This is a genomic window from Oceanisphaera marina (assembly GCF_014643915.1).
Lineage (GTDB): Bacteria > Pseudomonadota > Gammaproteobacteria > Enterobacterales > Aeromonadaceae > Oceanimonas > Oceanimonas marina.
Genome location: NZ_BMKE01000019.1, coordinates 60,563 through 73,334 on the forward strand (window position 1 = coordinate 60,563; position 12,772 = coordinate 73,334).

13 protein-coding genes and 1 tRNA gene are annotated in these 12,772 nt (G+C 54.8%); 12 read left to right on the forward strand and 2 right to left on the reverse strand.

What is annotated here, in order from left to right; translation table 11 throughout:
- From IEW52_RS11800 to IEW52_RS11815, 4 genes are read left to right on the forward strand one after another with little or no spacing between them, the layout of a single operon-like run.
- On the forward strand, window positions 1-963 hold the full coding sequence (locus IEW52_RS11800; RefSeq protein ID WP_188630278.1) for an ABC transporter permease: 963 nt from the start codon (window positions 1-3) through the stop codon (window positions 961-963).
- Entirely contained in the window at window positions 947-1,840 is an 894-nt protein-coding gene (locus IEW52_RS11805) for an ABC transporter permease subunit (RefSeq protein ID WP_188630279.1), read from the forward strand. The genes IEW52_RS11800 and IEW52_RS11805 overlap by 17 nt, the downstream gene beginning before the upstream one ends.
- Window positions 1,840-2,841, forward strand: coding sequence for a peptide ABC transporter ATP-binding protein (locus IEW52_RS11810; protein ID WP_188630280.1), 1,002 nt, complete (start codon window positions 1,840-1,842; stop codon window positions 2,839-2,841). Before IEW52_RS11805 ends, IEW52_RS11810 begins: the two co-directional genes overlap by 1 nt.
- Window positions 2,838-3,638, forward strand: coding sequence for a peptide ABC transporter ATP-binding protein (locus tag IEW52_RS11815; protein ID WP_188630281.1), 801 nt, complete (start codon window positions 2,838-2,840; stop codon window positions 3,636-3,638). The genes IEW52_RS11810 and IEW52_RS11815 overlap by 4 nt, the downstream gene beginning before the upstream one ends.
- 186 nt (window positions 3,639-3,824) lie before the next feature.
- Here the strand turns inward: IEW52_RS11815 and miaE are convergent, their stop codons facing one another.
- Complete coding sequence (miaE, locus tag IEW52_RS11820) at window positions 3,825-4,628, reverse strand: tRNA isopentenyl-2-thiomethyl-A-37 hydroxylase MiaE (RefSeq protein ID WP_188630282.1); 804 nt, start codon at window positions 4,626-4,628, stop codon at window positions 3,825-3,827.
- Window positions 4,629-4,875: 247 nt separating this feature from the next.
- Between miaE and rbsD the strand changes: the two genes are divergently transcribed.
- The 8 genes from rbsD (at window position 4,876) to IEW52_RS11860 (ending at window position 11,803) form a co-directional block, all read left to right on the forward strand.
- A complete protein-coding gene (rbsD, locus tag IEW52_RS11825; RefSeq protein ID WP_188630283.1) occupies window positions 4,876-5,295 on the forward strand; it encodes a D-ribose pyranase in 420 nt (139 codons plus the stop codon).
- A 7-nt stretch (window positions 5,296-5,302) separates the two neighbouring features.
- Window positions 5,303-6,805, forward strand: coding sequence for a ribose ABC transporter ATP-binding protein RbsA (gene rbsA / locus IEW52_RS11830; protein ID WP_188630284.1), 1,503 nt, complete (start codon window positions 5,303-5,305; stop codon window positions 6,803-6,805).
- The gene (gene rbsC / locus IEW52_RS11835) at window positions 6,805-7,764 is read left to right on the forward strand and encodes a ribose ABC transporter permease (protein ID WP_373286231.1); all 960 of its coding nucleotides are present in this window, start codon (window positions 6,805-6,807) and stop codon (window positions 7,762-7,764) included. Before rbsA ends, rbsC begins: the two co-directional genes overlap by 1 nt.
- A 43-nt stretch (window positions 7,765-7,807) precedes the next feature.
- Entirely contained in the window at window positions 7,808-8,689 is an 882-nt protein-coding gene (gene rbsB, locus IEW52_RS11840; RefSeq protein ID WP_188630286.1) for a ribose ABC transporter substrate-binding protein RbsB, read from the forward strand.
- Window positions 8,690-8,695: 6 nt separating this feature from the next.
- Window positions 8,696-9,613 carry a ribokinase gene (gene rbsK, locus IEW52_RS11845; protein WP_229667923.1) on the forward strand — a complete coding sequence of 306 codons (918 nt, stop codon included), beginning with the start codon at window positions 8,696-8,698 and terminating at the stop codon, window positions 9,611-9,613.
- 16 nt (window positions 9,614-9,629) lie between these two features.
- Window positions 9,630-10,652 carry a substrate-binding domain-containing protein gene (locus IEW52_RS11850; protein ID WP_188630288.1) on the forward strand — a complete coding sequence of 341 codons (1,023 nt, stop codon included), beginning with the start codon at window positions 9,630-9,632 and terminating at the stop codon, window positions 10,650-10,652.
- Between the two features lie 121 nt (window positions 10,653-10,773).
- On the forward strand, window positions 10,774-11,646 hold the full coding sequence (locus IEW52_RS11855) for a DMT family transporter (RefSeq protein ID WP_188630289.1): 873 nt from the start codon (window positions 10,774-10,776) through the stop codon (window positions 11,644-11,646).
- Between the two features lie 81 nt (window positions 11,647-11,727).
- Window positions 11,728-11,803 (forward strand) — tRNA-Arg (locus tag IEW52_RS11860).
- A 522-nt stretch (window positions 11,804-12,325) separates the two neighbouring features.
- Here IEW52_RS11860 and IEW52_RS11865 read toward each other — a convergent pair.
- Window positions 12,326-12,640, reverse strand: a complete 315-nt coding sequence (locus tag IEW52_RS11865) for a hypothetical protein (RefSeq protein ID WP_064626880.1) — start codon at window positions 12,638-12,640, stop codon at window positions 12,326-12,328.
- Window positions 12,641-12,772 lie beyond the last annotated feature (132 nt).

Consider the following 12,772-nt stretch of genomic DNA (forward strand, 5'->3'; position numbering starts at 1 on the left):
ATGCTGCTTTATTTGTTACGCCGCCTGACGTTGTTGTTGAGTACGCTACTCATGCTGACGTTCATCGCCTATGTGCTGGAATTTCAGCTGATGAGTGATGACGCACCCGACTTTTTTCTGGGCTATATGGGTTTTTTGTATCAATTGCTGGCCGGTGACTTCGGCATGTCCAGTGCATCCGGCCTGCCGGTACTGGGGGCGCTCAGCCAGTATTTTCCCGCTACCCTGGAATTGTGTTTGGCGGCGTTTATCGTCTCGTTAGTGGTGGGCGTTCCCGCCGGTACTCTGGCCGCCTTGCGCCTGGGCCGCTGGCAAGACACCTTTATTCTTACCTGCACCCTTATCGGTTATTCGGTACCCGTGTTTTGGCTTGGCATGTTGCTGGTGATGTTTTTTTCACTCAACCTCGGCTGGTTACCGGTGTCGGGTCAGCTCAGCCTGTTGTATGAAGTCAAACAGGTAACCGGCATCATGACCATAGACACCCTGCTTACCGATAATCAGTATCGGTGGCCGGCCTTTATGGACGCGCTGCGCCACCTGTTATTGCCGGCAATGGTATTGGCGATAGTGCCGACTACCGAAGTGATCCGCCAGATCCGCAGCGCTCTGCTCGAGGTACTGAAGCAAAACTATATTCGCGCCGCACTCACCAAAGGGCTGAGCGACCGGCATGTGATTTTGCGCCACGGCTTGCGCAACGCTTTTCCCATGGCCATTCCCACTCTGGGACTGCAGTTTGGTACCGTACTCACTTCGGCCATCATGACCGAAATTGTCTTCGACTGGCCCGGTCTTGGCCGCTGGCTAATCACCAGCATTGCCTTGCAGGACTATGCCGCCATCAAGGGCGGAACGCTGGCGATAGCCACCTTTACCATAGTCGCCAGTGCGGCCGTCGAAATCATGTCTACCCTGATTTACCCAGCCAGAAGGAAGGCCATTTATGCCACGCGGGGGTAATATTTATCCGGAAGTACAGGTGCGCTCGCCTCGCGAGCTCACCTGGGGCGTATTTCGTCGCAATACCCTGGCCATGATTGGCCTGTGGGGGCTGGGACTGTTATCAATACTGACCCTGCTGGCACCCTGGATTGCCCCCTATGCGCCCTATGAGCAATTTACCCAGGTATTGCTGATGCCCCCCTCCTGGGCGGATGAAGGCAATGTTGACTTCTTTTTAGGCACCGATGATTTGGGCCGTGATATGTTGTCACGACTGGTATTTGGTGCCCGGCTTACCTTCGGCAATGGCGTGCTGGCGGTATTGGTCGCGCTGCTGGTCGGCGGGGGCATCGGCATTATCGGCGGCATGAGTAAAGGCTACAAGGCCAGTATCCTCAACCATTTTCTGGATACCTTGCTGTCGATTCCTTCGTTGCTGCTGGCCATTATTTTTGTGGCCATACTGGGCCCCGGTCTGTTCAACACCCTGATCGCCATTACTCTGGCCCTGACGCCGCAGTTTACCCGCGCCATTTATAATGCGGTGTCTGACGAGATGCAAAAAGAATACCTGACCGCCCTGCGTCTGGATGGCGGCACTCGCTGGCACATGCTGCGCTACGGGGTGTTGCCCAACCTCAGCGATACCATCGTCAGCCAAACTACCCGCGGCTTGTCGGCTGCTATTCTCGATATTACCGCGGTAGGCTTTTTGGGGCTGGGAGCCCAACCACCAAAGCCCGAATGGGGCACCATGCTGGCCGATGCCATGGAGCTGGTGTTTATCGCCCCCTGGACGGTTGCCCTGCCCGGGCTGGCCATACTGTTATCCGTGCTGGTGATCAACATGGTTGGCGAAGGACTGCGCCAGGCAATCAATGAGGTAATGGACTGATGCCACTGCTGGATATTCGTAATCTGACCATCGAAATAGAAACCCCGCAAGGTTTGGTCAAGGCGGTAGACAAGTTCAGCCTGACCTTGGCCGACGGTGAAGTGCGCGGCCTGGTGGGCGAGTCGGGCTCGGGAAAGAGTCTGGTGGCCGAAACCATAGTCGGTATTGCCAAAGACACCTGGCGGGTGACCGCAGATCGCATGCACTTCGACAATATCGACCTGCTCAGCCTGTCTCATAAAGAGCGGCGGCGCATCATGGGCCGAGACATTGCCATGGTGTTTCAGGAGCCTTCCAGCTGCCTGGATCCGTCGGAAAAAATCGGCGCCCAGATCAAAGAAGCCATACCGGCGCGCGAGAAAAAAGAGCACTGGTGGAAACACTGGAACTGGCGCCACAACCAGGCCTTGTCGCTATTGCACAGAGTGGGTATTCGCAACGCCAAAGCCGTGATGAACAGCTACCCTTTCGAGCTGTCGGAAGGGGTATGCCAAAAGGTGATGATCGCTATGGCCATTGCCAATCAGCCAAAATTGCTGGTGGCCGATGAACCCACCAATGCCATGGAAGCATCCAACCAGGCGCAGATTTTACGGCTGCTGGAGCGGGTGAATAAGCTCTCCGGCACCACCATTTTGTTGATCAGCAACGATCTGACTACCTTTGCCCGGCTAACCGACAACATTACCGTCATGTATTGTGGTCAGGCAGTGGAATCCGGCACCCGCGAGCAGTTGCTGACAAAGCCGCATCATCCCTATACCGCCGCCTTGTTGCAGATGATGCCGGATCTCGATGGCAGCCTGCCGCACAAGTCGCGCCTCAACATACTGCCCGGCGCCATACCGCCCTTGCAAAGCCTGCCCATAGGTTGTCGGCTGGGCCCTCGCTGCCCCAACGCGCAAAAAAAATGTGTGATCACCCCGCCGCTGGCCAAGTACAAGGGGCAAAGCTATTACTGTCACTTTCCGCTCAATATGCCAAAAGGTAAGTCGAAATGAGTCAGGTCCCCTTACTTAAGGTCGATAACCTCAGCAAAGGGTTTGTGACCCACACCGGTTTTTTTCGCAAGACCATCAAAACCGCTTTTCATCCGCTGTCCTTTACCCTGGAGCGTGGCCAGACGCTGGCCATTATGGGTGACTCGGGCTCGGGGAAAAGCACCCTGGCCAAGGTGCTGGCCGGGGTCATGCCGCCCACTCAGGGCAATATTTATATCGACGGCGACAAAATCGAGCCCGGCGACGATAAAAAGCGCTGCCAGCTGCTGCGGATGATTTTTCAGGATCCCAATACCTCGCTCAATCCGCGCAGCAGTATTGGCAAGATCCTGGAAATGCCGCTGAGCCTGAACACCAGCCTGGATGCCAGCCAGCGTCACGAGCTGGTGCTGGATACCCTGCGCATGGTGGGCCTGCTGCCGGACCATTACCATTTTTATCCGCAGATGATCTCGACCGGACAAAAGCAGCGGGTGGCGCTGGCACGAGCCCTGATTTTATCGCCCAACATCATAGTGGCGGACGAGGCCATCTCGAACCTGGATATTTCGGTGCGCTCGCAAATCATCAACCTGCTGCTCAGCCTGCAAACCCGACTGGGGCTGTCTTACGTGTTTGTGGCCAACGACCTGGGCGTGGTGCGCCACATCAGTGATCACCTGATTTTGCTGCACGACGGCCACGTGATAGAAGCCGGCCCTACCCACAAGGTACTCGCCTCCCCTCAAAGCGAACAAGGCCTGCGCCTGCTGCAAAACTACAACAACGAGTATCGGTGGCACCATAACAAAAGATAACCACAGCGATAAGCTGTCAGCCAAGACAAACATCGGCTCCTGTAGCCCAGCGCTTTAGCTGCTGGTCCTGCAGAGCAGGATGCTTTGGACGTTGAACTTAACTTATGGCTTAACGCTTTGTTTCAGATTTGATCTCTATTTTTCTGTGGATACTGCGGATTCCGTTGCGAAAAATCTTGTCCTAACTTAGCTGACCGTTTCCGGCTGTGGCTGGGGGTGACCGCTGTGAAAGCGAAACTCGCTGTCGGGCGAGCGGATAAGCTCGGCTTCCACTTCGGCAAAATAGGCGATGCGCTCCGATATATCCTTGCCGGCGATGTCTTGGGCCAGGGTCAGGTAGTCCTGATAATGGCGCGCCTCGGAGCGGAGCAGCGAGATGTAAAATTTCTGAATATCGTCGGCTAAAAACGGCGCCAATCTGGCAAAGCGCTCGCAAGAGCGGGCTTCGATAAAGGCACCGATGATCAGCTTGTCGACCAGAGCGTCGGGCTCGAAAGTTTTCACATGAGTAAACAAGCCTTTGGCATAGCGGCTGGCGGTGACGTTTTCATAGGCGATGCCTTTATTCTGCATCAGCTCCAGCACCTGATAATAGTGATGCAATTCTTCTTTGATCAGCAGCACCATCTTGTCGATAAGTGACTGGCTATAGGGTAAATCAGCCCGCGCTTCTATATTCTTTGAAATACCGCTCTTGCCTTTCAGACTCTCCAGCGTGCCGGTTTTCTTGTAGGCAAAGTCTTCATAGGGCTTTAGCCAGTCTTGCAGCGCCTGCCTGGAGTCCGGGTCTATGGCGTACTTGCGGATCAAAAACATGGCACTTTGCGCCGCCTTTAATTCGCACAGCATGTGATCGCGCAGCACCACGGCCAGATTTTCTGGCCGGCAAGCTTCCTCTATCCAGGCCTCTGGGGTGTCACAACGCAAAAAAGCATGAATGGGTGCCAGCAAATCGGCAAACTCCGGCGGCAGTGTGTGTGAATGCAACATAAATATCGGTATGAACCCGGTGGCAAAATGGATGTGGTGCACTATTTTATCATTAACTGCCGCCGGCTTCTCATACTCTAATGTCACCAGACACTTTGTTGATCCAGATCTCATTTTTATCATTACAAGCGAACAAAAAATGGAATTTTTGTCTACAATCGCCCATCGAATCGATTGCGTAACCGTTTCGCTTGTCGTATCTGGTTAAACCGTTAGGGTCTAAGGGACCTCAAACAAGGCGAATCTTGTGAAAAAAACCACCTTACTCAACAGCCATTTATCGGCACTGGTCGCCAGTGTCGGCCATACTGATGACATAGTGCTGGCCGATGCCGGCTTGCCCATTCCTGCAGGCCCTCAGCGTATCGACCTGGCCGTGAGCCCGGGATTACCGGGGTTACTGCCGGTATTTAACGCCGTGTTGACCGAGCTGCAGCTGGAAGGCGTCATCTTGGCACAAGAAATCATCTCCGCCAGCCCCGAGCTGCATCAGCAGTTATTGGCGCGCATCGCCGACGCGGGCATCGCCCAGGGTAAAGACATTACGGTGAGCTACATAAGCCATGAGCAATTCAAACAGGATAACGCTCGGGCCAAAGCCGTGGTCCGCACCGGCGAGTGCACCCCTTACGCCAATCTGATATTGCGCTGCGGCGTGCCTTTTTGAGGTGAACATGCAACCCATACTGTCCCTGACGGGCATAGACAAGGCGTTTCCCGGCGTCAAGGCGCTGGAGCAAGCCGGGCTTAACGTGTATCCGGGCCAGGTAATGGCGCTGATGGGCGAAAATGGTGCCGGCAAATCCACCATGATGAAGGTGCTCACCGGTATTTATCAGCCGGACGCAGGCAGCATTATTTATCGTGGCCAACCTTGTCACTTTAAAGGCCCTCGAGACTCGCAACAGGCCGGCATTGGCATTATTCACCAGGAACTGAACCTGCTGGACGAGCTGACCATAGCCGAGAATATTTTTCTCGGCCGCGAGCCGGTGAATGCGGTCGGCAAAATTAATTGGACTCAGTTATATGCCGATGCCCAACTGCTGCTGGACCGACTGCAAATTCGCCAGTCTCCCAATACCCGACTGGGTGATTTGAGCATTGGCGCCCAGCAAATGGTGGAAATTGCCAAGGCGCTGTCGTTCAAGGCCGATGTCATCATTATGGATGAGCCCACCGACGCCCTGACCGATACCGAAACCCAGGCCTTGTTTCGCGTGATTGAAGAGCTGCGCGCCGACGGATGCGCCATGGTGTATATCTCGCACCGGTTACAGGAAATTTTCGATATTTGCGACCGCGTAACCGTGTTGCGCGATGGCAAATGGATTGCCGAAGCCGCCGTAAGCGACCTTGATGAAGATCGCCTGATTGAGATGATGGTCGGCCGTAAACTGGAAGAGCAATATCCGCGAATTGCGGTGTCGCAAGGGCTGGAAGTGCTCAAGGTCGAGAAATTGTGCGCACCGGGCATCAGTGATGTGAGCTTCAGTTTGCATCAGGGGGAAATTCTCGGATTTTCCGGCCTGATGGGAGCCGGGCGCACCGAGTTGGTCAAGGCACTGTATGGTGCCGAGCCGCGCACCGGGGGCCAGGTGTGGTTATCGGGCAAGCCCTATGCCGCCAACCATCCCCAACAAGGCCTGGCCGCCGGCATTGCCTATATTTCGGAAGATCGCAAAGGCGATGGCCTGATTCTGGATCTCTCGGTCAAAATCAACATGAGCCTGTCGGCCCTGGCCGAATACAGCCGTGGCCCTCAGCTGGATCACCATGCCGAGCGCAGCGCGGTAGACGAGTTCATTAATCTGTTCAAAATCCGCACCCCCGGACGCGAGCAGCTGATCGGTAACTTGTCCGGTGGCAACCAGCAAAAGGTGGCCATTGCCAAGGGTCTGATGACCCGCCCCAAGGTACTGATCCTGGATGAACCGACGCGCGGCGTGGATGTGGGCGCCAAAAAGGAAATCTATCAGCTGATCAACCGTTTCAAACAAGAAGGCATGGCCATTATTCTGGTGTCCTCGGATATGCCGGAAGTACTGGGCATGAGTGACCGCATAATGGTCATGCACGAAGGGCGTATTAACGGTGAATTTAACGCCACCACCGCTACTCAAGAACAACTGCTGGCCGCGGCCGTCGGTAAAACACACCAAAAGGAACAAGCATGATGACGACCGCCAATAACCGCCGCTGGTTCAGCAAGGAGTGGCTGATTGCCCAAAAATCCTTGATCGCCCTCCTGGTGCTGATTGCCGTGGTGTCGGCTTTGAACCCGAACTTTTTTACCGTCGACAACCTGCTCAATATTTTGCGCCAGACCTCGGTGAACGCCATTATTGCCGTGGGCATGACCCTGGTGATCCTCACCGCCGGCATCGATTTGAGTGTGGGATCTGTGTTGGCATTATGCGGGGCCTTTGCCGCCAGCATGGTGTCGATGGAATTGTCCATTTTCATCACCCTGCCGGCGGTATTGCTGGCGGGCTTTGCCCTGGGTAGCTTCAGTGGCCTGATTGTGGCCAAAGGCCGGGTGCAGGCCTTTATTGCCACTCTGGTGACCATGACCCTGCTGCGCGGCGTGACCATGGTGTATACCGAAGGTCGCCCCATTTCGACCGGCTTTACCGATGCTGGCGATGTGTTTGCCTGGTTTGGTACCGGCTATGTGTTTGGCATACCGGTGCCGGTATGGTTGATGGCCATGACCTTTCTTGGCGCCTGGTATCTGCTCAATCATACTCGTTTTGGTCGCTATATTTATGCGGTGGGTGGCAACGAAGCCGCCGCTCGCTTGTCGGGCATTAATGTGGCCCGGGTAAAAATAGGCGTGTATGCCATTTGTGGCATGCTGTCGGCACTGGCCGCCATTATCGTGACCAGCCGCCTGTCTTCGGCCCAACCCACCGCCGGTACCAGCTATGAGCTGGACGCCATTGCCGCCGTGGTATTGGGGGGCACCAGCCTGGCCGGTGGCAAGGGGGCCATTATGGGCACCCTGATTGGCGCCCTGATTATCGGCTTTTTGAACAATGCCCTTAACCTGCTGGACGTGTCGTCTTATTACCAGATGATCGCCAAGGCGACCGTTATTCTGCTGGCCGTGCTGGTCGACAACAAACACAAGTAACACTCAGGCTGAGTTTAGGCCGTTATCATTAAGGAAACGCATCATGAAAAAACTGACCACTCTGCTTTCTGTTGCTCTGCTCGGTGCCACCATGAGTAGCGGCGCCTATGCCAAAGATACCTTGGCGCTGGTGATTTCTACCCTGAACAATCCGTTCTTTGTGACCATGAAAGAAGGCGCCGAGCAAAAAGCCGCCGAGCTGGGTTACGATCTAATTGTGCTGGACTCGCAAAATGATCCGTCCAAAGAACTGTCGAACGTGGAAGACCTCAGCGTGCGCGGTGCCAAGGTATTGCTGATTAACCCCACCGACTCCGATGCGGTGACCAATGCCATTCGTCTGGCCAACCGCGCCAAGCTGCCGGTGCTCACCCTGGATCGCGCCGCCAGTCGCGGTGATGTGGTGTCGCACATTGCCTCCGACAACGTGGCCGGTGGCCTGATGGCCGGTGACTTTATTGCCGAGCAAGTGGGTGAAGGTGCCAAGGTCATTCAGCTGGAAGGCATTGCCGGCACCAGCGCCGCCCGCGAGCGCGGAGAAGGCTTCAAGCAGGCCATCGCCAAGCACAACTTTGACCTGCTGGCCAGCCAACCAGCGGACTTTGATCGCACCAAGGGCCTGAACGTCATGGAAAACCTGCTGGCCGGTAATGCCGGCGTACAGGCGGTATTTGCCCAGAACGACGAAATGGCGCTGGGTGCCTTGCGTGCGCTGCAAGCCGCCAATAAAAAAGACGTGCTGATTGTTGGTTTTGACGGCACCCAAGATGGTATTAAGGCGGTACAGGGCGGACGCTTGTCAGCCACCATCGCCCAGCAGCCCAACCAGATTGGTGCCATTGCCGTAGCAACCGCCGACAAGATCCTGAAGGGCGAAACCGTAGAGCAGCATATTCCCGTGCCACTGCAAGTGATCAGCAAGTAAGGCAACATCATGACATTAACCGTAGTGGGCAGTATTAATATCGATCATGTGATTCGCCTGGCGCAGTTTCCGCGCCCGGGCGAAACCCTGACCGGCAGTGATTATCAGATAGTGCCCGGTGGCAAAGGCGCCAATCAGGCAGTAGCGGCGGCGCGTGCCGGTGCCCAGACGCACTTTATTGCCTGCGTGGGTGACGATGCGCTGGCCAAGACGCTGGTTGAAGGCTTTGTTGCCGACGGCATCGATACTCAAGCTATCGAGTCGATAAGCGGCGTGAATACCGGCGTAGCACTGATCCAGGTAAATAACGAGGGTGAAAACACCATCTCGCTGGCCGCTGGCGCCAATGCCCGGTTAACACCCGAGCAGTTGCAGCGCCATAGTGGCGGACTTGCCTGCGAACAACTGTTGCTGCAGCTGGAGATTCCCCTAGAGACTAATATTGCCGCCGCCGCTCAGGCCAAGGCACAGGGCGCCAGGGTGGTACTCAACCCGGCACCGGCACAAACCTTGCCCGATACGCTGTTGTCACTGGTGGACATGATCACCCCAAACGAAACCGAAGCCGAACGGCTGACCGGTATCCGGGTCAAGGATGACGCAGCCGCCGCTCAGGCCGCGGCCGCACTGCATGCCAAGGGCATCAACACCGTGATTATCACCCTGGGGGCAAGAGGCGTCTGGCTAAGCGAACAGGGTAAGCCCGGCCAGTTGATCGCAGGCTTCAAGGTGAATGCCATTGATACCACGGCGGCAGGCGATACTTTCAACGGCGCCCTGCTGGCCGCTTTGCAGCAACAGCAGCCATTGATGGCAGCAGTACGCTTTGCACAAGCGGCGGCAGCCTTGTCGGTTACCCGCCATGGCGCACAAACCTCCATTCCCTATCTGGCCGACATTCAGGCTTTGCTGGACGCTAACTAATGCGTGAAAACAAATAATGGCTACCATTAAAGATGTTGCCCGCGAGGCCCAGGTGTCCACCTCAACGGTCAGCCATGTGCTGAATAAAACCCGTTTTGTCAGCCCGGAAATCACCCTGCGGGTAGAGCGGGCCATCCAGGATCTGCACTATGCGCCCTCTGCTCTGGCGCGCAGCCTGAAGGTCAATGAAACCCGCACCCTGGGCATGCTGGTGACCAGCAGTGCCAACCCCTTCTTTGCCGAAGTGGTACAAGGAGTGGAGCAGCGCTGTTTCGAGCTGGGTTACAGCCTGGCGCTGTGCAATACCCAGGATGACAAGGCGCGCTTGAACAGCAACATGGAAATGCTGCTGCAAAAGCGGGTCGACGGCATTATTTTAATGTGCACCCAGCTTGAATTGGGTGCCGGCATCTTTGATCGCTATCCCAATATTCCGCTGGTGCTGGCCGACTGGGGACCCCAAGACATGGTCGCCGATATTATTCAGGACGGTGGTCAATTAGGTGGGCAGTTGGCTACCGAGCATTTAATTGGTCTGGGTCATCGTCATATTGGCTGCATTACCGGACCAGGAGGCAAACGGGCCGCAGACGAACGACTGGCGGGCTTTAAAGCCGCCATGGACCATGCCGGGTTAACGGTGCGAGATGAGTGGATCTGTGAAGGTGACTTTGAGCTGGCCGGTGGCAACAGCGCCATGAACGCCCTGCTGAGTTTGCCAGAACGGCCAACGGCGATGTTTATTGCCAACGACATGATGGCCATGGGGGCCTTGCGCGCCTTGGCCGATGCAGGAATAAATGTGCCCGGGCAAATGTCGATTGTCGGCTACGACAATATCGAACTGGCGCACTATCTGGTGCCATCGCTTACCAGCGTAGAGCAACCCAAAACCAGCATGGGCGCCCTGGCCGTAGATACCCTGCTCTCCCGCATTAAAAACCCTGACAGCCCAAGGCGCGTACTCACCCTCACCCCCGAGCTGGTGATCAGAGACAGTAGCCAGGCTTATGTAGAAGGAATAGGGAATTGGGAATAGGGAATTGGGAATAGGGAGCTTGTTGCAATCCCCATTCCCTATGTTCAGCCTCTGGCTCTGAGCTTGTTCCACCCCCGGCGTGTGCTAGTATCATGCTCATCCTTTACCCAACTCAAGTGCCATGGATAACCACCAAAAAGGACTTTTGCTGACCGCACTGGGCGTGCTGGTCATAGCCCCCGATGCCTTGTTATTACGCTTTCTTACCCTGCCGGCCGAACAGGTGGTGCTGTGGCGCGGACTGCTCAATGTGGTCGGCTTTTTGCTGATCGTGCTGCTGCGCTATAAAGGCCAATGGTGGCGAGCTTATCTGACCTGTGGCCGTGCCGGCATCGGCTGCGCCCTGCTGTTCAGCTTAAGCACCATCGGCTTTGTGCTCGGCAATCACTTTACCAAGGCCGGCAATGTACTGGTTATTTTAGCCTCCGCTCCCTTGATAGCCGCGCTGCTGAGCAGGCTCTTCTTGCAAGAACGCCTGCCGTTGCGTACCTGGCTTGCCATTGGCGGCTGTATGGTCGGCATCAGCCTGATTGTGCTGGACGATCTGGGATCCGGCTCCTGGTTGGGCAGTGCCTTTGCCTTATTGGCCGCCTTTGGTCTGGCCGGTAATCTTACCCTGGCGCGCAGCCAACCGCATATCGACATGAGCCCCATGCTGGCGCTAAGCGGCATCATCACCGCTGGCCTGGCATTAAGCTGGAGTGGCACTATGGTCCTGCCAGATGCAGCAAATCTGGGATGGTTGGTCTTGTTGTGCCTGGTATTGCTGCCCATTGGCTTTACGCTTATTCAGCAAGGGCCTCAATATTTACCCTCGGCAGAAGTCAGCCTGCTGCTGTTGCTGGAAACCGTGTTCGGCACCCTCTTGGTATGGCTGTTTTTAGGCGAACATCCCAGCCAGTTAGCCCTGGTGGGCGGCACTATCGTGATTTTGGTTATGCTGCTCAAAAATGGCATAGAGCATGTTACTAAAACATCCAACCAGCCAGCCTGAACCAGCAACCGCCGCTTTTATGCTCACTTGCATGGGCGGCGGGTTCTCAACGGATGCCAAGTTATATATAATCGCCCTCGTGCTCCCATAGCTCAACAGGATAGAGCAGCCGCCTCCTAAGCGGCCGATCCAGGTTCGAGTCCTGGTGGGGGCGCCACCTCTCCTTTCAGATCAATAGCTTATAAAGCAATTTATAGTCTTCCCACATCCCGAAACTGGTAGCCAACCGGTAAATCTTGCCATTATTTTGAGCTCAACGAGCTTGAGACAAAACATTAGCCGGAAACAATGACTAAACCCGCACTGCACACAAGCATGGTGTGCACCGGCATCAGTCGAACGAGATAGCCGACAGGCGTGGACTGTAAGGATAATGACCTTAACAACAGCAGAAGAAGAACAACCATCAGCCACAGCTCACTGTAACTAACTGAAGTTATTAGTCTTCTAATCGCTTAGCGGCCAACTATGCCTGCAGAAAATAGCGGTCTTACCGCTCACCCCACGATCAACCGAGCCATTTACTTAATATAGGCAGCTTCGGGCTTGTTCAACACCCGGATAAGTGTCGGCTGCGCGACACTTATCCTTATTTGTTACACTTATCCTTATTTGTTATATGCGTTCTTAAAGTTACCTAAGATACTTATCTCTGGCTGGCCTGAATAGCATCAACCAACTATTTAGAATATTCCATCAATTCAACTGGAGCTCCATTTACCTCAATGAAAGCAACAAGTAAACCCTCACTTGGTGAGTTAGGTTCAATAATGACTTTCTTACCTTTAATTTCAGCCATTAGATCATCAACTTCAAAAGCGGCATGAGGAACTGTTTTTACCAACTCAGGATATGGAGCATCAGCCCAAAAACGCTGCCACTGGATACCATAAGGGTTGTTTTCATGATCAGATACGGTCATCTTTAAATGAGGTAAATCGATTTCACCATCGAATCGTTCTGTTGTTGGTATACCTAAATGATTGAACTTCATTGAATATCCTTCTTATTTCCACTTCAAGCATAAGCAGTACGGCATAACCCATGTGGATCTATAATTTCTACATATAGCTACATTCGGGAGCCTGCCATGAAACGGAACTTGTTAGGTCAGTCACTCACGGCC